The organism is Arthrobacter sp. StoSoilB13 (genome assembly GCF_019977255.1).
Taxonomy (GTDB): domain Bacteria; phylum Actinomycetota; class Actinomycetes; order Actinomycetales; family Micrococcaceae; genus Arthrobacter.
Window position 1 is genome coordinate 2220622 of the sequence record NZ_AP024647.1, and the last position, 23586, is coordinate 2244207.

Genomic DNA, 23586 nt, shown 5'->3' on the forward strand with positions numbered 1-23586 from the left:
CGGGGGCAAGGGCTTCATCTCCCTGCCCCCGTTCCCTGACGGAGCATCAACACCCGTTCCTGAATCAACAGGGCCGCCGCCCGCCGTCGTGCCTGTTCCCAAAGGACCACGACGACGGACGCCTATTCGTGCGGGGGGTGCGGACGGACCGCCGTTCGAAGTGCCGGGTGTGGACCCGCCGGCGCGGGGGTGGCTCCGGGGTTAGACGCCCATCAAGGCGTTGATCGGGCCACGGGCGAAGTAGATGATGAAGCCCGCCGTGACCACCCACATGAGCGGATGGACCTTCTTGGCCTTGCCCGATGCCGCGCTGATCACCGCGAAGGAGATGAACCCGACGCCGATGCCGTTGGCAATGGAGTAGGTCAGCGGCATGGTCACTATGGTGAGGAACGCCGGCAACGCGATGGCGAACTTGGTGAACTTGATCTCGCGGATCTGGGCCATCATCATCGCGCCCACCACCACGAGCGCTGCGGCAGCCACTTCCAACGGGACAACCGAAGTAAGCGGGGTGAAGAACATCGAACCAAGGAACAGCAAGCCGGTGACCACCGAGGCAAGGCCGGTCCGCGCGCCTTCGCCGATGCCCGCAGCCGAGTCGATGTACACGGTGTTTGATGAGCCGGACGTTGCGCCGCCCACCACTGCACCCATGCCTTCAACGATGAAGGCGGACTTCAATTTGGGGAACGTTCCGTCCTTGTGTGCCACGCCTGCGCTCTTGGCCAGGCCCGTCATGGTGCCCATGGCGTCGAAGAAGTTGGTGAACACCAAGGTGAAGACCAGCATGGTCGCAGCCAGTCCGCCGATCCTGGCGAACGAACCGAAGAGATCGAACTGGCCTACCAGGCTGAGGTCCGGGACGGACATCAACTGGCTGGACAGGATCGGCACGTTGAGGTGCCAGCCGCCGGGGTTGTCCGCGGTGCCGGGACCAATGTGGAACACGGCCTCGGCTACAGCGGCGAGGACTGTTGTGGCGACGATGCCGATCAACAGGCCGCCTTGGATCTTACGTGCCACGAGGATACCCATGACCAGCAATCCGATGATGAAGACGAGGGTTGGGATGGAGGTGATGGAACCATCCGTGCCGAGCTGGACCGGGGGGCCGCCCTTGGTGGGGCGGACAAAGCCGGAGTCGACGAAGCCGATAAAGGCGATGAACAGACCGATGCCAACGGTGATGGCGGCTTTGAGTTCCTTCGGGACTGCCTTGAAGATCGCCGTCCGCGCACCGGTGGCACCGAAAAGGACGATCAGGATGCCGTTGATGACCACCAGGCCCATGGCTTCTGGCCATGTGACTTCCTGGATGACAGCCACGGCGAGGAAGGAATTGATACCCAGGCCTGCTGCGAGGCCGAAAGGAAGGTTGGCGACCAGTCCGAAGACGATGGTCATGACACCGGCTGTCAGGCCGGTCACTGCGCCCACCTGTGCTGCCGAGAGCCAGCCGCCGGCCACATCCACCGGTGCGTTGTCCGCCGAGAAGCCACCCAGGATGAGCGGGTTGAGGATGACGATGTACGCCATGGTGAAGAACGTGACCAAGCCGCCGCGGAATTCACGGGCCAACGTGGAACCACGCTCGGAGATCTGGAAAAACTTATCCAGGAAGGAGTTCGACACCGGCGGCTTGCTGTTGCCGGTTGCCGTGTGCTTTGCGTTTGCCGCTGTGGGCTCTGCGCTTTTGCCTCCGTTGGGGAGGAGCGCAGCCTGCTTTTCGGCTGCGGTCTGCATTTCTGCGGGATCCAGGATTGTCATGTCAGCCACCGGGCCCTAGTAGTCGATCCTGGAATCAAGCGTGTTCCATGTGGTGAACGGCTGGAGGGCCGCCGGAGCCTGGGGGTCGCCCAGTTCCAGCTTGGCTACCGGCATCAGCGCGTCCCGGTTGTCGTTCTCGAAGTACTCGTAGAACACGGCATCATCGAAGCCGACGGATGCGGCATCGTGACGGTCCGCGGCAAAGAACACGCGGTCAACGCGTGCCCACAGTGCGGAGGCCAGGCACATGGGGCATGGCTCGCAGCTGGTGTAGAGGGTTGCTCCGCTCAGGTCGAAGGTCCCCAGTTCGCGGCAGGCGTTACGGATGGCCGTGACTTCTGCGTGTGCGGTGGGATCGTTCGTGGCGGTGACGCGGTTGACGCCCTGGAAGGCTTGTCCATCCGCGGTAACAATGACGGCGCCGAAGGGGCCACCACTGTTGAGGACATTGGCTGTTGCCAGCTCAATGGATGTGGCCAGGAATTGCTCGGCCGTGACGGTTGTACTCATGTTGCGACTTCCTTAGTGCTGAGGAAGCCAGGTGACCTGTTGGGGGCGCTACGGAACGGAGCTCCAGTTAGCTTGGTTACCAGGCTTCAGCATGTGCGATGAAGGTTAAGTTGCGCCTGGTAGATAGCTTCCCGAAGTCCGGGTGCCCGCCTTTGGCAGTTAGAGCGTAGCACCAGGTTTGTGAGCCGCGCCATAGATTTTTGAAAATTTAATTTCGTCATACGAGATTTCTATTATCAGCCGTATGTGACCGGGGGACTCCTGCGCACGTTGACGGCCGCCGTCGTGCATCTTACGCTTTTCGCACCGGACGCACTCGTTGGCTTCCGGCTCCTGGATCAGCAGACAGGGCCTAACTGAGCTGGAACGCGTAAACGCCGACCAGACAAGGAACCTGACATGACCCCACTTTGGATCAAGAACCCGCTGGGTATCTTCACCGCAAACGACCTCGACGCCGGCGGCGGCCTGGTTGTTTCCGACGGGAAGATTGTGGAGCTCGTACCTACGGGCGGGCAGCCTTCGTTGCCTTGTTCTGTCTTTGATGCCTCTGCCCACGTGGTTCTGCCCGGGCTCATCAACACCCACCACCACTTCTACCAAACGCTGACCCGCGCGTGGGGTCCGGTGGCCAACGCGCCGCTGTTCCCCTGGTTGCAAAACCTGTACCCGGTGTGGGCACGGCTGACCCCGCGCAGCCTGGAGCTCGCCGTGCAGGTTGCCCTCGCCGAGCTTTTGTTGTCCGGTTGCACCACCGCCGCCGACCACCACTACCTCTTCCCCGACGGCATGGAAGATGCCATTGATATCGAGGTCGCGGCGGTCCGGTCCATGGGGATGCGGGCAACACTGACCCGCGGATCCATGACGTTGGGAGAGGACGACGGCGGGCTCCCGCCCCGGACGACGGTCCAGTCACCCGGGACGATCCTTGCGGACAGCGAACGGCTGATTCGTGAGTACCACGAGACCGGCGATGGAGCTTCTGTTCAGATAGCCCTTGCCCCCTGCTCTCCCTTCTCGGTGACCAAAGAAATCATGGCTGAGAGCGCAGCCATGGCCGAGCGCTACGATGTCCGGCTGCACACGCACCTTGCCGAGACCATCGACGAGGAAGACTTCTGCCGCTCCATGTTTGGGCTGCGGACCGTGGATTATCTGGAATCAGTTGGCTGGTTGGGATCCCGCACCTGGCTTGGACACGGCATCCACTTCAACGACGACGAGATCGCCAGGCTGGGAGCCGCCGGCACCGCCGTCGCGCACTGCCCAACCTCCAACATGAGGCTCGCATCCGGTATCGCCCGCGTTCTGGAACTCGAGGCGGTGGGCGTGCCCGTGGGGCTGGGTGTGGACGGATCGGCGTCGAACGATGCTTCCAACATGATCCTCGAAGCCCGCCAAGCGCTGTATTTGCAGCGGCTCCGATACGGGGCTTCGGTCCCTGTGGAGAGGGCCCTTGGCTGGGCAACACGCGGGTCCGCTGCCGTCCTGGGCCGCTCCGACATCGGGCAGTTGGCTCCTGGCCTTCAAGCCGACCTTGCCCTGTTCAAGCTTGACTCGTTGAGGTTTTCCGGAAGCCACGACCCCGTCGCCGCGTTGTTGCTGTGCGGGGCGGACCGTGCGGACCGGGTGATGGTGGGTGGCCACTGGCGCGTGGTGGATGGTGCAATTCCCGGGCTGGACGTTGCCGGGCTCATCGCTGAGCACTCTGCGGCGGCGCGGAAGTTGGTGGCGGGGTAGGTCTGCTCTTCCGGGCCGGCCGGGCCGCCCGTTTCGATGGTTCGCTGCGCATTAGACGGGAGGAGTCGTCTAATGCGCAGCAACCCGTCTATCCGGCTGCATGGAGAGCCCGAAGCACCCGAATCTTGAAGTCCTGTTCTTGGAAGAGATCCCGCCATTGGATGCGAACAAAGGTCCAACCGAGCTCCATTAGGGCCTTCTCACGTAATCGTTCCTGAAAGATGACCTCGTCAGTGGGCGCATAGTCGAAGTACTTCATTCGCCCGTCGAATTCGAGGGCAACTTTCTTACTGCGCCACGCAAAATCGAGGCGATGACGCCCCTCGGACCTTTGAACCTCCACTTGCAGCTCGGGTAGACCAATCCCGAGCCGCAAAAGAAGTTCGCGGGTCAGGGTTTCACCGGGCGACTCCGACTTCGGATCTGCGTTCGCCAGCGCCGTCCGCAACGAAAGGACACCGTTCCGCCCCGCCAGGGCCTGCACACATAACCTTCAGCTTGCCCACGTCCGCGCCACGGCGGAGTGCGTGGTCCATCAAAATGAGCGCTTGCCGGACGTTGAACAACATGCAGCAGTCCACAACCGTCTGCTCCAGGGATGTGCACGGCAGACCGTCCACAAGAACCACATCGTCCTTGGTGAGAATCCTGGAATGGGCCACTACGTCGCGGCCATGCGAGATAGGCGACGGCGTCTTCTCCTGGGTGACATGTATCCGGTCATCTACGTCCCAGAGGAACAGCCGGTGGAGCCGCGCCGCGGAGGTATGGCTGTAGACCAAGCCGCCACCCGACGTCGTGAGCGTCCCATGAGCGTGTGCTGCGATCAGTTGTCGGCTTCGCACCCAAGGCTTCTGCGCGGTCCAGGTGCTCCCGCGGATGTAGCAACCTCGGCGGAGCCGTACCAGCACACCCCCTCGCACGAGGGTGGCTATGGCGCGGGCATTGAATCCCGCCGCATTGAGCTCGCTCGTCCGCCACAGATTCATGCCGGGAGGGAGCTCCCCGAGGGCTGTCTTAGTCATGAACCAAGCTTGGCCAGACCCTGTGATCCTGGGACAGGAGGGTTTGATCCTATGTGGAAAAGTCCGCCTAGACGGCTTGCTGCGGGTTAGACGACTCCTACCGTCTAACCCGCAGCAAGACGTCGAAACGGGGTGCGGCGTGGAAGGCGGCCCGTCGATGCAGGAAAGATCCTAGGGGCGTTGCCGGCCGAACACCGGGAGCGCGCGGAGCCAGCGCGAGAATCCGCCGGCATTGCGGTCGCAGTCGGCCGGAATGTAAAAGTCCGGATCTGTTGCACCGAAAGGCAGGTACAGCTCCTGACCCGGTGCCGGGAATTCCACGACCTTGTTCGTATCCTTCGAGTCCATCTGTTCCTCCTCTTTCTCATGCAGGCAGTTTTCCGTATTTCGGAAATTATTTATTGCTATGTGAAAGTGTAGGCAGCTCCCAAACGAAGCGTCAAGACCCGTCCAGAAGGGAGGAAGAGTTGCTCCGGTCACATTTCGCTGCTTCATAACGATCTCCGGAAACCCGTATACACAAGCCGAAATCATGCGCTACTCTCGAATGAGTTCGTGGCGTACGTCACGTAACCTGAGAGCAGCAGGCAGGGTCGTAATGAGCTGGCATCAATGGATGTCGGCTCTTTTTTGTTGGGTCGGCTCCACCAGAAACGCGGTGGAAACACGCGCTTAATTTCATTGATGGAACGTAGGTTCCACCTCACAGAAGTTGGGATATGACCATGAGCAACAACATCGTCCTCGGCGAAAACCAGTACGGCAAAGCGGAAGTCCGCGTCGTCAAGGTCACTCGGGATACTGACCGCCACCACATCGAAGATCTGAATGTCACCTCGCAGCTGCGCGGCGATTTCCAGGCTGCACACCTCGAAGGCGACAACGGCCATGTGGTTGCCACCGATACCCAGAAGAACACTGTCTACGCTTTTGCCCGTGACGGCATCGGCTCACCGGAGTCCTTCCTGCTGCGTCTCGCCGATCACTTCACCGGTGAGTTCGAATGGGTAACCGGTGGCCGCTGGGAAGCCGAGGCCTACAGCTGGGATCGCATCCAGGCACACGGCGCAGGACACGACCACAGCTTCGTCCGCAACGGACAAGAGGTGCGTACCGCCGTCGTCGTCCGTGATGGCGCAACCACCCACGTGATTTCCGGCCTCAAGGACCTTACCGTCCTCAAGACCACCCAGTCGGGCTTCGTCGGCTACCCGCGCGACAAGTACACCACCCTGCCGGAAACCACGGACCGCATCCTTGCCACTGATGTGTCCGCCCGCTGGCGCTACAACACCAACGTGGACCTGGCAGGCACGGACTTCAACAAGAGCTACGAGGACATCAAGGCCCTTCTGCTGGAAGGCTTCACCGAGAACTACTCGCACGCCCTGCAGCAGACCCTGTTCGACATGGGCAAGAAGGTCCTGGAAGCGCACAGCGAAGTGGATGAGATCAAGTTCTCCATGCCCAACAAGCACCACTTCCTGGTTGACCTGAGCCCGTTCGGCCTGGACAACCCGAACGAGGTTTTCTTCGCCGCGGACCGCCCGTACGGCCTCATCGAAGCAACCGTCCAGCGCGACAACACCACAGCCGCGCCCGTTGCATGGAGCGGCATCGCCGGCTTCTGCTAAGCACCACCCCTAACAACGCACCATCCCGGAGTTTGTGTGCAGGTCCCCCATCGCGTCCCAAGGCCGGACCTGCACACAAACTCCAACCCCCAAAACCCCAAGATTTTGTTAGCCAGACACAGTTAGCCAGACGAAGACGTCTGCCATGAACCCAGAAAGTCTGCCATGAACATCAAGAAGAAATCCCGCCCTGCGAATACCACCTCTTCGCAGCCGCACAAGCCGGAACGTCCTGAGGACAAGCGGCTCTCCATCGGAAGCACGTTCGCCTACGGCTTCCAGCACGTCCTCACTATGTATGGCGGAATCATTGCCCCACCGCTGATCATCGGCGCCGCCGCAGGCATGTCCTCGCAGGATATCGGCCTCCTCATCGCAGCCTGCCTGTTCGTCGGCGGCCTGGCCACCATCCTCCAGACGGTGGGCATCCCGTTCTTCGGCTCACAGCTACCCCTTGTTCAGGGCGTCTCCTTCGCCGGCGTCTCGACGATGGTTGCGATCGTCCAAGGCGGCGGGGGCATCCAGGCCGTCTTCGGTTCGGTCATCGTGGCTTCCCTGATCGGCCTGGCCATCACTCCCCTGTTCTCCAAGATCATCAAGTTCTTCCCGCCCGTGGTGACGGGCACAGTCATCACCACCATTGGCCTGACGCTGATGCCGGTTGCAGCCAACTGGGCCATGGGTGGAAACGCCAAGGCCGACAACTACGGCAGCATGGCCAACATTGGCCTCGCCGCAGCAACCATGGGCGTCGTTCTGCTCCTGAGCAAGGTGGGCAACGCCGCCATCTCCCGGCTCTCCATCCTGCTGGCCATGGTCATCGGCACCATCATCGCGTTCGTCGCAGGAATGGCAGACTTCTCCAAGGTTGGCCAGGGCGACGTCGTCGCTTTCCCCACGCCCTTCGCCTTCGGCGCTCCAACCTTCGAAATCGCAGCAATCATTTCGATGCTCATCGTCATCCTGGTAACACTTACGGAGACCTCCGCAGACATCATTGCAGTGGGCGAGATCGTCGATACGAAGGTTGACTCCCGCCGGATCGGCGACGGCCTCCGCGCGGACATGCTCTCCAGCGCCATCTCACCGCTGTTCAACTCCTTCACACAGAGCGCCTTCGCCCAGAACGTTGGGCTCGTGGCCATCACAGGCATCAAGAGCCGGTTCGTGGTCAGCGCCGGCGGCCTCATCCTGGTGGTCCTGGGCCTCCTGCCGATCCTCGGCCGAGTGGTCGCAGCGGTTCCGACGCCCGTCCTGGGCGGTGCCGGCGTCGTGCTTTTCGGCACGGTGGCAGCCAGCGGTATCCGTACCCTGGCCAAGGTTGAGTACAAGAACAACATGAACCTGATCATCGTTGCGGCTTCGATCGGCTTCGGCATGATCCCCATTGCCGCCCCGAAGTTCTACGACCAGTTCCCGTCCTGGTTCTCCACGATCTTCCACTCCGGCATCAGCTCCGCCGCGGTCATGGCGATCCTGCTGAACATCCTGTTCAACCACTTCAAGGCAGGCAACACAGACAATCAGTCAGTGTTCGTCGCTGGTACGGACCGGATCGTCAGCGAAGAGGACATCAAGTGCCTCAGCGAAGGCGACCGCTTCGAGAACGGCAAGCTCATCGACGCTGACGGCAAGGAAGTCCCGCTCAAGACCTCCAGCGCCTCCGAGCACTAGGTCCCGGTCGCAGAGACAGCAACAGGCGGCAGTGTTTCCTTGGGGGACACTGCCGCCTTTGTCGGCTAGCGGGGTCTGATCGCCTACGGGAATGTACGACGCCGGCACTCACTTTCGCAGGCAGCCCACCGTTGGGTTGCCGCCGCGATGGGTTTGCGTCAGGCATTGGTCCCCTTGATCGGCATTCCCAAGGCCGCGCAGGACACGTTCAAGGTGACGGACCAGCCGGGCGAAGAAGCCCTGATCTACGTCCGGGACAGGCACTTGAACTTCGCGGCCGCCGTCGGGGTGGATCCGGTGATGAGGAAAGCTACCCGCTCAAAACCCACGCCGAGATGACAAAAGATGGCAATGTTTCCAGGAAACATTGCCATCAAATGCCAACTCGGCGGGAGGCGGGTTAGTTCTGGTTGAGCTCCGCGGAGATCGCCAGGGCGGCTTCGCGCAGCATCGGCACAGCGCGGTCGGCAAAGCTCTGGTCCACACGGGTGATGGGCCCGGAAACGGAGATCGCGGTAGGAGTGGGAGCATTGGGCACTGCCATCGCGAAGCAGCGTACGCCGAGCTCCTGCTCTTCCTCGTCAATGGAGTAGCCGCGCTCACGGATCAGCTTGAGGTCCGCGAGCAGGGAGTCGATGTCGCCGATGCTCTTGGCCGTGGGCGTGGGCATGCCGGTGCGGGCAACAATGCCACGGACCTGTTCGTCGTCGAGCTGCGCCAGGATCGCTTTACCAACGCCGGTGTCATGCGTGTGGGCGCGGCGGCCAACCTCGGTGAACATGCGCATGGAGTGCATGGACGGAACCTGGGCCACGTAGATGACCATGTCCGAATCCAGGACCGCCATGTTGGAAGTTTCGCCGAGGCGTTCGACGAGGGTCTTCAGTTGCGGACGTGCAACGGCGCCGAGCTGCTTGCTGGCACCCTCGCCGAGCCGGATGAGCCTCGGGCCCAGGGCGTAGCGGCGGTTTGGCAGCTGGCGGATGTAGCCAAGGGAGACCAAAGTGCGCAGCAGGCGGTGGATAGTGGGCAAGGGCAGGTCAGTGGACGACGACAGCTCGCTCAGAGTGACGTCGCCACCCGCATCCGTGATCAGTTCCAGCAGTTCAAAGACGCGCTCAACGGACTGCACGCCTCCGGAGGCTTTTTCAGCCATTCCCTTGTCTCCAATGACTCAGATTCCGACAACTCTTATCCGCATCGTGAAAAGAATTGCTTAGAACACCCAAGATACAGCACGCCGGCCCCATGCGCGATGACACCGAAGATGACCGAGCAGGGGGTTGTATTTCCACTTTGTAGATAATAATATCCATAATACGAAAACATTTAGTTTGGAACGGCGGCCCGGGAACGGGCCTAACAGGAGGAATTTCAATGGCGAATCCGAGCCCCGGAAACTCGATCACCCTGCGCGTCGCCGCACCGTCCAGCTTCACAGCTACGAGCGAACTGGCAGCAGCCGTCGGCGCAGCCGGTGCAGCAATCACCGCGCTGGACGTCACGGAATCCCACCACGAGACGATCGTTGTTGACGTCACCTGCAACACCACGGACGACGCCCACGCAGCCCGTGTGAAGGATGCCCTTAACGCCCTCGACGGCGTGACCGTCCAGCACGTCTCGGACCGCACCTTCCTCATGCACCTGGGCGGGAAGCTCGAGGTGGTCCCCAAGGTAGCCCTCCGCAACCGTGACGATCTGTCCCGCGCCTACACGCCCGGCGTCGCACGCGTCTGCTTGGCGATCGCCGAAGACCCCGCCGCCGCCCGCAACCTGACGGTCAAGCGCAACACCATCGCAGTCCTCACCGACGGTTCGGCCGTTCTAGGCCTGGGCAACATCGGCCCCGCCGCGGCCCTCCCGGTCATGGAAGGAAAGGCCGCACTGTTCAAGCAGTTCGCCAACGTTGACGCCTGGCCGGTCTGCCTGGACACGCAGGACACCGAAGAAATCATCATGATCGCCAAGGCCATGGCCCCCGTCTACGGCGGCATCAACCTCGAAGATATTGCCGCCCCGCGCTGCTTCGAGATCGAAAACCGCCTCCGCGAAGAACTCGACATCCCGGTGTTCCACGACGACCAGCACGGCACCGCAATCGTCACCCTGGCCGCATTGGTTAACGCCCTGCGCGTGGTGGACAAGAAGCTCTCCGAGGTCAAGATCGTTGTCTCGGGCGTCGGCGCTGCCGGCTCTGCCATCATCCAGCTCCTCAAGGCCCAGGGCGCGCAGCACATCATCGCCGCCGGCCGCTCGGGCGCCATCCACTCGGGCGAGAAGTACGACGACGAGCACCGCTCCTGGATCGCCGCGAACACCAACGAAGAAGGCTTCGCCGGAACCCTGCATGACGCCCTCAAGGGAGCGGACGTGTTCATCGGTGTCAGCGCTCCGCACGTGATCGGCGAGGAGCAGGTTGCTTCCATGGCCGAGAACGCTATCGTGTTCGCCATGGCGAACCCGACGCCGGAAATCGACCCCGTCATCGCGTCCAAGCACGCAGCCGTGGTTGCCACGGGTCGCAGCGACTTCCCCAACCAGATCAACAACGTGCTGGCCTTCCCCGGCTTCTTCCGCGGACTGCTGGATGCTGGAGCATCTGACATCACTCCGGACATGCTGGTTGCCGCCGCCGAGGCAATTGCCAACCGGGTGGCTGACGATGAGCTGAACGCGAGTTACATTATCCCCAGCGTCTTCGATCCCCATGTTGCCGCCGATGTGGCCAGTGCCGTAGCAGCAGCTGCGCACGCCAACGCCGCCAGCGCACTCTAGAAAAGGACACCGCCAAATGGCTATCACAGTCACTGATCCCCGGCCGATCGATCGCGCCGAGGAGATCCTCACCCCCAAGGCATTGGCCTTCATCGAGGAACTGCACAAGCGCTTCGCCGGCACCCGTGCCGAGCTGCTGGAGGCCCGCAAGGCCAAGCGCCAGAAGGTTGCGGACACCAGCCGCCTGGACTTCCTCCCGGAGACCCAGGAAATCCGCGACGGCGACTGGAAGGTCGCGGAGGCACCGGCGGCCCTGCAGGACCGCCGCGTGGAGATGACCGGTCCGGCGACCCCTGCCAAGATGGCCATCAACGCGCTCAACTCCGGTGCCAAGGTGTGGCTCGCGGACCTCGAAGACGCCAGCACTCCCACGTGGCCCAACGTCATTGACGCGATCCTCAACCTCCGCGACGCCGCCCAGGGAACCCTGAGCTACACGTCGCCGGAAGGCAAGGAGTACCGTCTGCGCACGGACGCTCCTTTGGCTGTTGTTGTTGCCCGTCCGCGCGGCTGGCACATGGAAGAGAACCATCTGCTCATCGACGGCGAACCTGCAGTGGGCGCGCTGGTGGACTTTGGTCTGCACTTCTTCCACATCGCCAAGCAGCTGCTCCTCAACGGCCACGGCCCTTACTACTACCTGCCCAAGATGGAAAGCCATCTGGAGGCCCGCCTCTGGAACGACGTTTTCGTCTTTGCCCAAGACTTCCTCGGCATCCCGCAGGGCAGCATCCGCGCCACCGTCCTCATTGAGACCATCCCGGCCGCGTTTGAAATGGACGAGATCCTCTACGAGCTGCGCGACCACGCATCGGGCCTGAACGCCGGCCGCTGGGACTACCTGTTCAGCATCATCAAGTACTTCCGTGATGCCGGCGAAGAGTTCGTCCTCCCGGACCGCGCCACCGTTGCCATGACCGCACCGTTCATGCGCGCCTACACCGAGCTCCTGGTCAAGACCTGCCACAAGCGCGGCGCCTTCGCCATGGGTGGCATGGCTGCTGTCATCCCGAACCGCAAGCAGCCGGACGTCACCGCTGCGGCCTTCGACAAGGTCCGTGCCGACAAGACCCGCGAGGCGAACGACGGCTTCGACGGTTCCTGGGTCGCGCACCCGGACCTCGTTTCCACGTGCCGCGAAGTGTTCGATTCGGTACTGGGCGACCGCCCCAACCAGTTGGACAAACAGCGCCCCGAGGTGAACGTCACGGCTGAGCAGCTGATCGACGTCGCCTCCGCCGGCGGCACCGTGACAGAGGCAGGCCTGCGGCTGAACCTCTACGTCGCCGTCGCGTACACGGGCGTTTGGATCTCCGGCAGCGGTGCTGTCGCCATCCACAACCTCATGGAAGATGCCGCGACCGCGGAAATCTCCCGCTCGCAGGTGTGGCAGCAGATCCGCAACAAGTCCGTCCTCGCGGACACGGGCAACACGGTGACCCGCGAACTCGTCACCCGCATCCTCGGCGAAGAAACCGAGCGCTTGCGCATCGAATTCGGTGACGAGAACTTCACCAAGTACTACGAGCCGGCGTCCAAGCTGATCGAAGACATCTGCCTGTCGGACGACTACACCGACTTCCTCACAACACCCGCCTATGAGCTGGTGGGCTGAGATGGGTTCATTCTCTTCCTCTGATCTGGCTCACATCGAGTCCCGGCTTGAGGCGACGGACCAACTCCTGGACCGCAACTACCCCGGCGACGACGGCTCACGCCAGCCCATCCACACCGTCTACATCCCGGCGGACCGCTTCACGCCGTCATTTGCGGCGGAGTGGGGCGCCCAGGCGCTCGCGACGGCGGAAGCCCACGGAGGCCTGGAAAAGCTCGGCCAGTTGTTGGGTCAGGAGCCTCATTTGGCTGCCGCTGTTGCCTCCCGTGTGGCGGCGAAACTCTCCTCCGAACCGATCGAGGACCTCCGCCTGGACTTCGAGGACGGCTACGGGGACCGCGGCGATGAGGCAGAAGACGCCGACGCCGTTGCTGCCGCCAACGCTGTTGCTGCTGCGGTTGCAGCGGGAACCGCTCCGCCGTTCATCGGCATCCGCTTCAAGTGCTTCGAGGCAGCCACCCGTGCCCGCGGCCTGCGGACCCTGGATCTGTTCGTCTCCACACTTGCTGAGGCCGGCGAACTCCCGGCAGGACTGATCCTCACCCTGCCCAAGGTCACCACGGTGGCCCAGGTTCAGGCCATGGACTTCGCAGTCTCGCGTCTCGAGGAAGTCCACGGGCTTCCCGCGGGGAGGCTCCGGTTCGAGGTGCAGGTGGAAACGCCGCAGCTCATTCTGGGCGCCGATGGAACGTCTCCCGTGGCACAGCTCCCCCACGTTGTTCCGGGCCGTATCAGCGCCCTGCACTACGGGACCTACGATTACAGCGCTTCGCTGGGAATCTCAGCGGAATACCAATCCATGGAGCATCCCGTGGCCGACTTCGCCAAGGAAGTCATGCAGCTCGCTGTCGCCGGAACGGGTATCCGCCTCTCTGACGGTTCCACCAACATCATTCCCGTGGGCGACGCCGTTGAAGACGCCTGGAAGCTCCACGGCCGGCTGGTCCGCCGCTCCCTTGAAAACGGCTATTACCAAGGATGGGACCTCCACGCCGCCCAGCTCCCCAGCCGCTTCTCGGCGTCGTACGCTTTCTACCGCGAAGGCCTGCCCGCCGCGGCACTGCGCCTCCGCAACTATGTAGAACGCACCGAAGGCGGCGTCATGGACGAGCCCGCCACCGCCCGAGCCCTTGCCGGCTTCGTCCTCCGTGGCGTCCAGTGCGGCGCAGTGGGGACCGACGAGGTCAAGGCGCTTGCCGGCGTCGAACTTTCACAGCTGACCGCATTGGCGCACCCGCGGCTCGCGCAACCGACTTCCCACTGATAAGGAGCATTCCCATGGGTAAGTACTACTACCCCCAGGGCGGCCTGCCGCCGCAGACCCACCTCACCACGGAACGGGCGATCGTCACCGAGGCCTACACCGTGATCCCGAAGGGCGTGATGACGGACATCGTCACCAGCAACCTGCCGGGTTTCTCCAACACGCGTTCGTGGATCATCGCGCGGCCGATCTCAGGCTTCGCCACCACGTTCTCCCAGCTGATCGTGGAGATCGCACCGGGCGGCGGGGCTCCCAAGGCCGAGTTTGAGGCAGGCGTTGAAGGCGTCATCTTCGTCACCAAGGGCCAGGTCAACCTGACCCTCGACGGCGAACTGCACCACCTCGAAGAGGGTGGCTACGCCTACCTCGCTGCCGGCGCGGAGTGGGGCCTGGAAAACGTCTCCGACGACATCGTCTCCTTCCACTGGATCCGCAAGGCCTACGAACGCCTTGAGGGATTCGAGGCCAAGTCCTTCGTCACCAACGAGAAGGACGTGGAGCCCACCTCCATGCCGGATACCAACGACGTCTGGAAAACCACGCGCTTCACGGACTCCAGCGACCTCGCCCACGACATGCAGGTCAACATCGTCACCTTCCAGCCCGGCGGCGTGATCCCCTTCCCGGAAACCCACGTCATGGAGCACGGCCTGTACGTCCTGGAGGGCAAGGCCATGTACCTGCTCAACAACGACTGGGTGGAAGTGGAAGCCGGCGACTTCATGTGGCTGCGTGCCTTCTGCCCGCAGGCCTGCTACGCGGGTGGTCCGGGCGAGTTCCGTTACCTGCTGTACAAGGACATGAACCGCCAGGTGAAGCTCACCTAGTCCTTGCCTGCTTGTGCCGAGATCGCCGGAAAGCTGCCAGTTCGCTGGGAGCCCGGCGATTTCGTGCGTTTCCCGCGAACTCGTGTCGGCCCCGCTTGGGTAGAGTGCTCCCCATGGACGACAAAGCGACGTTGCACGGTTATTTGCGCCTGCGCCGGGCGGACCTGCTCGGCAAACTGGATGGCCTCAGCGAATATGATGCCCGCAGGCCCATGACCCCCACGGGTACCAATCTCCTGGGCCTCGTGAAGCATGTTGCGAGCGTGGAGTTGGGCTATTTCGGAGAGACGTTTGGGCGTCCGAGCGGCCGTGAGTTGCCTTGGTTCGCGGAGGACGCTGAGCCGGATGCTGATCTGTGGGTGCCCGCTTCGGAAAGCCGCGCGGAAATTCTGGAGTTGCACCACTTCTCGGCCAACCACAGCGATGCCACTATCGAAGCCCTCTCCTTGGATGCTCCCGGCGTTGTGCCCTGGTGGTCCGAAGAGAAGCGAAATGTGACGCTCCATCAGATCCTTGTCCACATGTGCGTGGAAACCGCGCGGCATGCAGGACACGCGGACATCATCCGTGAACTCATCGACGCCACCGCGGGCCAAAGACCAGGCGATCCCAACATCCCGTCCCGCAACTCCGAAGAATGGGCAGCACACAGGTTCCGCATTGAAGAAGCAGCCTTGGAGGCAGATTTCCACCGCTAGAAACCTTCACAGCCCACACATAAGTGGAGCAAACCTCCGGCGTAGGCCCGGTCCGTAGAAATGAGGCATGACTCCTCAACAGACCGAAAACCGTAAGGGCAGCCGGACCCGGCGCGCCGTCGTCTCCGCCGTCCTGGCGGTCACTCTCTCTGCCGGGGGTGCCACGGCCTGGGCATTGGACCGTTTCGTCATTCCCCACGCCCAAATCACCAACGTCTCGGAATACGAAGCGAGCCAGGCGGGCACAACAGATACAGGCACGACGCCGGACTCCGCCTCCGCTGAAACGTCCGCGAGCGCGGTGGTCACCGATACCTCGTACACGTCCGGCGACACCGGCGTCACCATCTCGACTGTGACCACGGGCAGCGGCGACGCCACCGTGACTTACTATGTTGCCGACGTCGTGCTTGATGACGCGACGACGCTGAGGTCTGCCTTTGCGGAAGACACCTATGGCGAGAACATCACGGAGACCACGTCCGCGATCGCGCAGGACCACAACGCCATTTTCGCCATCAACGGCGACTACTACGGTTTCCGGGATACGGGCATCGTGATCCGCAACGGCGTGGTGTACCGGGACGAGGGCGCACGCCAGGGTCTGGCGTTCTACAAGGACGGCACCGTCAAGGTATACGACGAGACCACCACGTCGGCTGATCAGCTCCTTGCGGATGGTGTGTGGAACACGCTCTCGTTTGGGCCTTCCTTGCTGGACAATGGCGAGATCGCCTCGGGCATCGAGGATGTTGAGGTCGATACGAATTTCGGCAACCACTCCATCCAGGGCGAGCAACCGCGCACGGCCGTGGGAGTCATCGACGGGAACCATCTCGTGTTTGTGGTGGTGGATGGCCGCAGCCCGGGCTATTCCGCAGGCGTCACCATGACCGGCCTCGCACAGATCATGAAGGACCTTGGCGCAACCACCGCATACAACATCGACGGCGGCGGCTCATCAACCATGTAATTCAACGGTGCGCTGGTGAACAATCCGCTCGGCGACAACAAAGAGCGCGGTACCTCCGACATCCTCTACATCGCCCAGTCGTCATGATTGTCCTGATCCCGGCCTACGAGCCGGACCACCAGCTCATCAACCTCGTCCGCACCATCCAGGAAGCCGATCCGTGGCTGAGGATCGTGGTGGTGGACGACGGTTCCGGACCCGACTTCAAAGACGTGTTCGACGACGCCGCCCGGCTTGGGTGCCACGTGCTCAGCTACGCAGTCAACGGCGGCAAAGGGCATGCCCTCAAGAGTGGTTTCGCCTTCATTGCGGCCGAATTCCCTGGCAACGACGTGGTGTGTGCCGACAGCGATGGCCAACATGGCGTCGCGGATATCCTTGCGGTTGCGGACAGGGTGGGCCGAGTTACGGCCACCATGGTTCTGGGCTGCCGGAACTTTTCAGGCGACGTTCCTGCACGCAGTAAGTTCGGCAATACAGTGACGCGCTGGCTGTTCCGGCTCGCTACCGGCCAACGGGTCGCCGACACGCAAACGGGCCTTCGTGGCTACCGGGCGGACATGCTCCCTTGGTTGCTGACTGTCCGCGGCCAACGGTACGAGTACGAGCTGAACCTGTTGTTGGAGGCGAAGCAGGCCGGCTACGCCATTGACTCCGTGGACATCGCAACGGTGTACCTGGATAACAACTCGGGCTCGCATTTCAGGCCTGTGGCCGATTCCATCAGAATCTACGCACCGCTGTTGAAGTTCCTGGGTTCGTCCTTCTCGGCATTCCTGGTGGATACGGTGGCCTTCCTGATACTCAGCGCGCTCACGGATTCGCTCCTTCTGGCAGTGGTCGGAGCCAGGGTGATCAGCTCGGCTGTGAACTTCCTGGTCAACCGACAGCTGGTCTTCGATCACGGCACGGAAAAATCACTGCGTTCCACCGCCGCAGGATATATGGCGCTCGTTGTCATCTTGCTATCCGCCAACTACTCGATCATGTGGGCCCTCACCTCCGTTGCTGTTCCGGATTTGCTGGCCAAGCTCGTCACGGAGATGGCTTTGCTGGGCGTGAGCTTCGCCGTGCAGCAGCGATTCCTCTTCGCCCGCAAGGGCCGGCACACCCTTGGCTGGCACACCGGAACCAGCGGACGTCGAAACGCATATCCCAGCCTTGGTCCCGGCACAGTTTCAGCACAGCAGGAACGGGAATCGTGGAAACCAGCCAACCAACAGATTCCGGAGAATCCGATGAACACCATCATCCTTATAGCAGCGGACCTCGCCGCCATAACTGTCCTCACGTTCGCCCTCTACCTCCGCCGGCACCGGCGTCGTGACCTTGTAGTTTCCTACCTGGGCATGAACGTTGGGGTCCTGGCAGTTGCGACGGCCTTGTCCGGCTCAGCAGCCGGGATCGGGCTCGGTTTGGGGCTGTTCGGTGTTCTGTCAATCATCCGCCTGCGATCCACGGAACTCGCGCAGCACGAGGTGGCCTACTACTTCTCAGCGCTGGCGCTGGGGCTGATCGCAGGCATCGGCGTAGAACCACTTTGGCTGACGTTGTCCCTCATGGGCATGGTCCTCCTGGTCATGTTCGTCGGTGACAACCCCGGGGTCCTCCCCGCTTACAGGCACCAGACCGTGGTCCTGGACCGGGCCATCAACAACGAACACGAACTCCAAACCCGGCTTGAGGAAGTCCTCGATGGCACAGTCCACTCGGCCACCATCCAGGAGCTGGACCTGGTGAACGACAAAACGATCGTGGATGTCCGGTATGCCGTACGGTCCTCCCGCGTGAGTCAAACCCACGCTGTTCCACAGGACCATGCTGTTCCACAAGGCCACGCTGTTTCCCAGGACCACGCTGCTTCGCAGGGCCCGCTCGGCTTCGACCAGCCTGCAGGCGCACTCACGCCGGCACCCGAGGAACTGCCCGCCACCCAGCCGTCGGCAAGTCAGCCACAGCATCCCGTGCCCACTTCGGCGGGTGTCGCATGAAGCACTTCGACGCCGAAGCGGTCATTCCGCAGCTCAGCCAGCTACCCGCCGTCGGGCTTGAAGAACTCACCACCGAAGCGGCGCTGCTGACGCGGGTGGACCGCAAGTATCTGGTGCCGTCCGCAACCGCCCGGCGGATCCTGTCGACCTTAACCACGGAGGCCCGGGTCCTCGAAATGGACGGAAATCGGACGTTCGCCTACGTCTCCGTCTACTTCGATACCCCGGACCTGGACAGCTACATGCTTGCCGCGCATGGTCGTCGCCGCCGCTTCAAGATCCGCACCCGGACCTATCTGGACACCGCGCTGAGCTTCCTGGAGGTCAAGACCGAAGGTGCCCGCGAGGCCACCGTCAAGGAGCGCATCCCCTATGAGCTGTGCAACCGTGACCGGCTCACGCGGGAAGGCCGGGCCTACGTGAACGAGGCTCTTGCAGCCACCCTTGGTGGGGTGAATTTCGGCCCGCTGGAACCTGTTCTCTCCACCCGCTACCGCCGCACCACGCTTTTCCTTCCGGACTCCGGGAGCCGCGCGACGATCGATTCAGAGGTCACCTGGCAACGCCCGGACGGGCAGCCCTGGGTCCTGGACGACGCCGTCGTGGTTGAGACAAAGTCCGGATCCGCCCCCGGCCCGCTGGACAAGCACCTGTGGAGGAACGGTGTTCGCCCCTGCCGCATCTCTAAGTTTGCCACCGGCATGGCTGCGCTCCACCCCGGGCTGCCCGCCAACCGCTGGAATCAAACCCTCCGACGCCGGATGCCCCTGCGTCCCGCCACCATCAGCTAACCCACAGACTTCCCTAAGGAATCCACCATGCGCTCCTTCCGCACTTACCTTTCCGTTGCCGCCGTCGCCTTGGCGGTATCACTGGCCGGCTGCTCAAACGCCGCCACCAGTTCCACTTCTTCCAGCACCTCGTCATCCAGCACAGCCGGGTCCACCTCCGACTCCGCCCAGACCGTCACCGCTGCCACAATCGAAGCCGATACCCATTTCGACAGCGATGACCTCACCTGGGACCCTGCGTCTGAAGTGGCCGTCAGCCTGGCCGACGGCGGCAGCAAAGTGACGTCGTCGGCCTCCACTGGAGTGGCGGTGGACGGCAATACCGTCACCATCAGCGCGGCCGGAACCTACCGCCTGAGCGGCTCGCTGAGCGACGGCCAGATCGTGGTGGCCGCAGGCGATTCCGACACCGTCCGGATCATCCTGGATGGTGTGGAACTGGGAAATTCGACCGGTTCGCCGTTCTCCGTCAAGAGCGCGGACGAAGCGATCGTCTACTTGGAAGACGGCAGTTCGAACACGTTGACCGACGCCACGAGCTATGCCGAGCAGGGCGAGGACGCACCCAATGCGGCACTTTTCTCAATGGCGGATCTGACCATCGCCGGGCCGGGTTCGTTGACCGTCAACGGAAACTACAACGACGGCATCGTCTCCAAGGACGGCCTGGTCATGGCCTCCGGCAAAGTCACGGTGGACGCCAAGGACGATGGCATCCGCGGCAAGGACTACACCGTGCTGCTGGACGGCGCCTACCAAGTGACAGCCGGCGGAGATGGCGTGAAAGCAGACAACGAAACAGACGCAAACCGAGGCTGGCTGCTGGTCAGCGGAGGCTCCTTGACGGTCACCGCGGGTGACGACGGCGTCAAGGCCTTCAACACCCTCTCCATCACGGGAGGAACAGTCACTGTGGCCGAGTCGGAGGAAGGGCTTGAGGCCCAGCACATCGCCGTCTCCGGTGGCGATGTCACCGTCACATCCAACGACGACGGCGTGAACGCCTCGGGCGGGTCCTCCAACTCTGCGGATTCCGGGGCGGGCACCGGCCCAGGCGATATGGGAGGCGGCGGGGGCGGCATGGGCGGCGGCGAGACCGTCGGCGACTACACCGTTGACGTGTCCGGTGGCACCTTGACCATCAACTCCCAGGGAGACGGCTTGGACTCCAACGGGAACGCGACGATTTCCGGGGGAACGGTGGTGGTCAACGGCCCCACGAACGATGGCAACGGCGCGCTTGACGTCAACGGTGAATTGACCGTCACGGGTGGGACTGTGGCTGCAGCCGGCAGTGCCGGGATGGCAGTGACTCCGGGGACCTCATCCAGTCAGTCCGGCGTGCAGGTAACCTTCAACTCCTCTGTGGCTGCCGGCACGCCTGTGCACATCGTTGACCCGTCGGGGACTGTGGTGGCATCCTTCGTGACAACCAAGACCATTGCCTCCCTGGTGTTCTCCTCGTCCGCAATCAGCGAGGGCCAGACGTACACGGTTTACACGGGAGGCAAGGCGGATGCGAAGGCTGGTCTGACGACAGGGTCCATTGACGGAGCCAACAAGCAGGGAACTGTGACGGCAGGCCAGTACACCCAGGCACAGGGTCCCGGTGGTGGGGGCGGGCGCCGCTAGGTTTCACCTGACGCAGACCTCCAAGACACAGCTACGCACGCCCCGATGGCATATTACGTTGCCGCCGGGGCGTGCTTTGTCTTTTCCGTGTTGGTGAGGTTAACCGGTGTCTGCCCTTGGCTTCCTGACCCTTTTTGCGATGGAAATCGCCGGAAAACAACCTTATTCAGTTGCATCGATGGCCAAGGATGGCCAAGAGGGTCACGAAGCCACCCGCGCCCCGTCCATCCATGAGCATCCGGTCACATTTTGTTTACGCGCCAACCATGGCGTTTTGGTATCCCAAAGCGTAATCTACATCACATTCCTTCATGTGATATTCGCATTCCGCATGATGGAACCATTCACGTGGCAATGAATGAACCTTCAGAGCTCAGTAAGGAGCGCACTGTGGAAAAAGACCTTGCCCAGGAGGCTGCAACACCGCGGACCGGATCCCTGGCGAAACAAATTGAAGGCGCGTACCAGCGGATCGGAGTGACTGGGGCACACCGCCAGATCGTCTTCATGATCCTGCTGGGGGTATTCTTCGATGCCCTCGAGCAAAACGCCGTGGGCATCACCGGCCCCATCCTGCGCCAGTCGTGGGGTCTTGGGGCCACCGAGATCGGCTTGCTGAACACAATGACTTTTACGGCAACCGCACTCGGACGGCTGGCGACGGGCCTGATCGTCGATAAATATGGCCGTCGGCACATGCTGGTCATCAACCTCATCATCTTCGCTGGTGGTTCGTTGCTCTGTGCCGTTGCCCCCAACTACCCCATCCTCGCCGCTGGCCGTTTCGTGGTGGGCTTTGGGCTGGGCGGCGAAATCGCAGTGGCCGTGATCATGATGGCGGAGTTCTTCGCAGCGAAACACCGCGGGACCGCCGTCGGACTCATCAACGTCACCGCGGCCGGCTTGGGCAACATGCTTGCACCTGCCTTTGGCATCCTTGTCTTCACGCTCTTCGATGGTCCGGACAAGTGGCGCTGGGTGTTCGGCTTGCTGTTCATCCCCGCCCTTTTGGTGATGTTCTTCCGACGCTTTGTCCCCGAAACGCCCCGTTTCCTTGCATCCCAGGGCAAGATCGACGAAGCAAACATGGTCATCACCCGTCTGGCCCGCAACAAGCTCTCCGGACGCATAGCCGATCCGGAAACTTACATCACCGCAGTGCCAGACCCCGTGGTGGTCACGGCGTCAGGACATTGGAAGGACGCGCTGCGCGGTAAGCTCCTCAAGCGCACTGTCCTGCTCTGCATCGCCGTCTGCATGTCATACGCCGCCCAGATTTCGATGCTGACGCTGATGCCCACCATTCTGGTTTCCCGCGGATATGCCGTGAACACCAGCCTCTGGTTCACCCTCATCATGCAGTCGGGCTCTTTGCTGGGCGCGGCCACCGCTGCCTATTTGGCCAGCCGATTGCCACGCAAAAAGGTTCTCACGGCTGCCGCCATCCTTGGGTGCCTCTCAGGACTGTCCATGGCCTTCCTCGCCAACGACATCGTGCTGGTAGTGATCTTCGGTGTCCTCTTCAACTTCTCCGTCATCATCCTGAACACCACCATCTGGCTGTTCGCCCCGGAGCTCTACCCCACCCGCACCCGAGGCTTCGGAACGTCGATTATCCTCGCAGCAGGCTCGTTGTCCGGCGGTCTCTTCCCGCTCATCTCCGGAGCTGTCTTTGACTCAGCGGGTCTGCCCGGCATGTTCACCACCCTGGCCGTGCTCTTCTGTGTCCTGGCAATCGTGGTTCAATTCCCGCCGGAAACCTTCGGGAAGCCACTGGAAGAAGACTCGGAACCCGGCAACGACGAGGAGGCGGCAATTTATGGACACTGATACTCCCCGGCCGTCAGCCCGGATCGTCCTCCTGGTAAATCCGAACACCAACAGCAGCACAACAGCGATGATGGTGGACCTCGCCAAGGAGACCCTGGAACCCCACGGTCTCCAGGTAGTCGGTATCACCGCGTCGTCTGGACCTTCCATGATTGTGGATCCCGTCTCGCTGGCTGAGTCGGCCCGGCATGTCAACGAAGCAGTGCAAAACTACCTTTCAGGGCCCGACGGCGGCAGGGTCGCCGGCGTGATCGTCGCCGCCATCGGTGATCCCGGGCGCGCGCAACTGGACGGGGAACTGGACATCCCGGTGATGGGCATCGGTCAAGGCTCTGTGCACGCCGCAGCCCACGCTCGGGATGGCAAGCTGCGTCGTTTTGGGATGGCGACCAGCACTCCGTTGCTGGTGGACGCCTTGGGCAAGCTGGTTGCGGCCCATGGACTTTCGGAGCACTTTGCTGGTGTTCGTTTGACGAAGTCCGAGCCGCTGGCCCTCGCTGCCGATCCTGAAAGACAATTCCACGAGTTGGCCGAAGCAGTCAGCGCTGCGACGGAAAACGACGGCTCCCAGGCGGTCATCATTGCCGGCGGGCCACTGAGCGCCACCGCCCGGCGCCTTGCCGAAACGACCGCCGTCGAGATCATCCAACCGATCCCCAGCGCCTGCCGGCTGCTGCTCGCGGCGCTTCCACAGGAAGGTTAGACCCCACAAACAGGGCCCGACGGCGGGACGCACGTGCCGCCGTCGGGCGCCCCCGCATGAAGAGTGCCACATCCGCAAGCCCGCCCCGCAAACTTGATGGGAAATTGAGCCAAACAAACAGAGTCCTT

At 62.5% G+C, this 23586-nt stretch carries 19 protein-coding genes and 2 pseudogenes; 16 read left to right on the forward strand and 5 right to left on the reverse strand.

The genetic code is table 11. The annotated features are described in order from the left end of the window. Positions 1-201 precede the first annotated feature (201 nt). Positions 202-1779: an NCS2 family permease gene (locus tag LDP01_RS10340; protein WP_224088886.1), complete on the reverse strand. Its 1578-nt coding sequence runs from the start codon at positions 1777-1779 to the stop codon at positions 202-204. Positions 1780-1785: 6 nt separating this feature from the next. Further along, positions 1786-2280: a nucleoside deaminase gene (locus LDP01_RS10345; protein WP_224088887.1), complete on the reverse strand. Its 495-nt coding sequence runs from the start codon at positions 2278-2280 to the stop codon at positions 1786-1788. 399 nt (positions 2281-2679) lie between these two features. On the opposite strand from LDP01_RS10345, the gene LDP01_RS10350 reads away from it, so the two are divergent. Further along, on the forward strand, positions 2680-4023 hold the full coding sequence (locus LDP01_RS10350; RefSeq protein WP_224088888.1) for an 8-oxoguanine deaminase: 1344 nt from the start codon (positions 2680-2682) through the stop codon (positions 4021-4023). Positions 4024-4111: 88 nt separating this feature from the next. Here LDP01_RS10350 and LDP01_RS10355 read toward each other — a convergent pair. Continuing rightward, positions 4112-5048, reverse strand: a pseudogene (locus tag LDP01_RS10355) (type IV toxin-antitoxin system AbiEi family antitoxin domain-containing protein). A 171-nt stretch (positions 5049-5219) separates the two neighbouring features. After that, positions 5220-5396 carry a hypothetical protein gene (locus LDP01_RS10360; RefSeq protein ID WP_224088889.1) on the reverse strand — a complete coding sequence of 59 codons (177 nt, stop codon included), beginning with the start codon at positions 5394-5396 and terminating at the stop codon, positions 5220-5222. A 371-nt stretch (positions 5397-5767) separates the two neighbouring features. On the opposite strand from LDP01_RS10360, the gene pucL reads away from it, so the two are divergent. The 3 genes from pucL to LDP01_RS10375 all read left to right on the forward strand — a co-directional run bounded on the left by pucL (position 5768) and on the right by LDP01_RS10375 (position 8695). After that, positions 5768-6682, forward strand: a complete 915-nt coding sequence (gene pucL, locus LDP01_RS10365; RefSeq protein ID WP_224088890.1) for a factor-independent urate hydroxylase — start codon at positions 5768-5770, stop codon at positions 6680-6682. Positions 6683-6847: 165 nt separating this feature from the next. Further along, a complete protein-coding gene (locus tag LDP01_RS10370; RefSeq protein WP_224088891.1) occupies positions 6848-8356 on the forward strand; it encodes a nucleobase:cation symporter-2 family protein in 1509 nt (502 codons plus the stop codon). 147 nt (positions 8357-8503) lie between these two features. Further along, positions 8504-8695, forward strand: coding sequence for a hypothetical protein (locus LDP01_RS10375; protein WP_224088893.1), 192 nt, complete (start codon positions 8504-8506; stop codon positions 8693-8695). Positions 8696-8756: 61 nt separating this feature from the next. Here the strand turns inward: LDP01_RS10375 and LDP01_RS10380 are convergent, their stop codons facing one another. After that, complete coding sequence (locus tag LDP01_RS10380; protein WP_224088895.1) at positions 8757-9512, reverse strand: IclR family transcriptional regulator; 756 nt, start codon at positions 9510-9512, stop codon at positions 8757-8759. A gap of 221 nt (positions 9513-9733) precedes the next feature. Here LDP01_RS10380 and LDP01_RS10385 point away from each other — a divergent pair, with 221 nt between their 5' ends. The 12 genes and pseudogenes from LDP01_RS10385 to LDP01_RS10440 all read left to right on the forward strand — a co-directional run bounded on the left by LDP01_RS10385 (position 9734) and on the right by LDP01_RS10440 (position 23458). Continuing rightward, on the forward strand, positions 9734-11134 hold the full coding sequence (locus LDP01_RS10385) for an NAD-dependent malic enzyme (protein ID WP_224088897.1): 1401 nt from the start codon (positions 9734-9736) through the stop codon (positions 11132-11134). Between the two features lie 16 nt (positions 11135-11150). Further along, a complete protein-coding gene (gene aceB, locus LDP01_RS10390) occupies positions 11151-12749 on the forward strand; it encodes a malate synthase A (protein WP_224088898.1) in 1599 nt (532 codons plus the stop codon). A gap of 1 nt (position 12750) precedes the next feature. Beyond that, positions 12751-14013, forward strand: coding sequence for a DUF6986 family protein (locus LDP01_RS10395; protein ID WP_224091159.1), 1263 nt, complete (start codon positions 12751-12753; stop codon positions 14011-14013). A 14-nt stretch (positions 14014-14027) separates the two neighbouring features. After that, positions 14028-14840, forward strand: a complete 813-nt coding sequence (locus tag LDP01_RS10400) for a bifunctional allantoicase/(S)-ureidoglycine aminohydrolase (protein WP_224088899.1) — start codon at positions 14028-14030, stop codon at positions 14838-14840. A 113-nt stretch (positions 14841-14953) separates the two neighbouring features. Continuing rightward, a complete protein-coding gene (locus tag LDP01_RS10405; protein WP_224088900.1) occupies positions 14954-15538 on the forward strand; it encodes a DinB family protein in 585 nt (194 codons plus the stop codon). 67 nt (positions 15539-15605) lie between these two features. Continuing rightward, positions 15606-16598: pseudogene (locus tag LDP01_RS10410) on the forward strand (phosphodiester glycosidase family protein). Beyond that, on the forward strand, positions 16595-18502 hold the full coding sequence (locus LDP01_RS10415) for a DUF4956 domain-containing protein (RefSeq protein ID WP_224088901.1): 1908 nt from the start codon (positions 16595-16597) through the stop codon (positions 18500-18502). Before LDP01_RS10410 ends, LDP01_RS10415 begins: the two are co-directional and overlap by 4 nt. Further along, entirely contained in the window at positions 18499-19293 is a 795-nt protein-coding gene (locus tag LDP01_RS10420) for a polyphosphate polymerase domain-containing protein (protein ID WP_224088902.1), read from the forward strand. Before LDP01_RS10415 ends, LDP01_RS10420 begins: the two co-directional genes overlap by 4 nt. 27 nt (positions 19294-19320) lie before the next feature. Then, on the forward strand, positions 19321-20925 hold the full coding sequence (locus LDP01_RS10425) for a carbohydrate-binding domain-containing protein (protein WP_224088903.1): 1605 nt from the start codon (positions 19321-19323) through the stop codon (positions 20923-20925). A 106-nt stretch (positions 20926-21031) separates the two neighbouring features. Beyond that, positions 21032-21283, forward strand: a complete 252-nt coding sequence (locus tag LDP01_RS10430) for a hypothetical protein (protein ID WP_224088904.1) — start codon at positions 21032-21034, stop codon at positions 21281-21283. Continuing rightward, positions 21280-22755, forward strand: a complete 1476-nt coding sequence (locus tag LDP01_RS10435; protein WP_224088905.1) for an MFS transporter — start codon at positions 21280-21282, stop codon at positions 22753-22755. Before LDP01_RS10430 ends, LDP01_RS10435 begins: the two co-directional genes overlap by 4 nt. Next, positions 22745-23458: an aspartate/glutamate racemase family protein gene (locus LDP01_RS10440; protein WP_224088907.1), complete on the forward strand. Its 714-nt coding sequence runs from the start codon at positions 22745-22747 to the stop codon at positions 23456-23458. The genes LDP01_RS10435 and LDP01_RS10440 overlap by 11 nt, the downstream gene beginning before the upstream one ends. Positions 23459-23586: the final 128 nt, after the last annotated feature.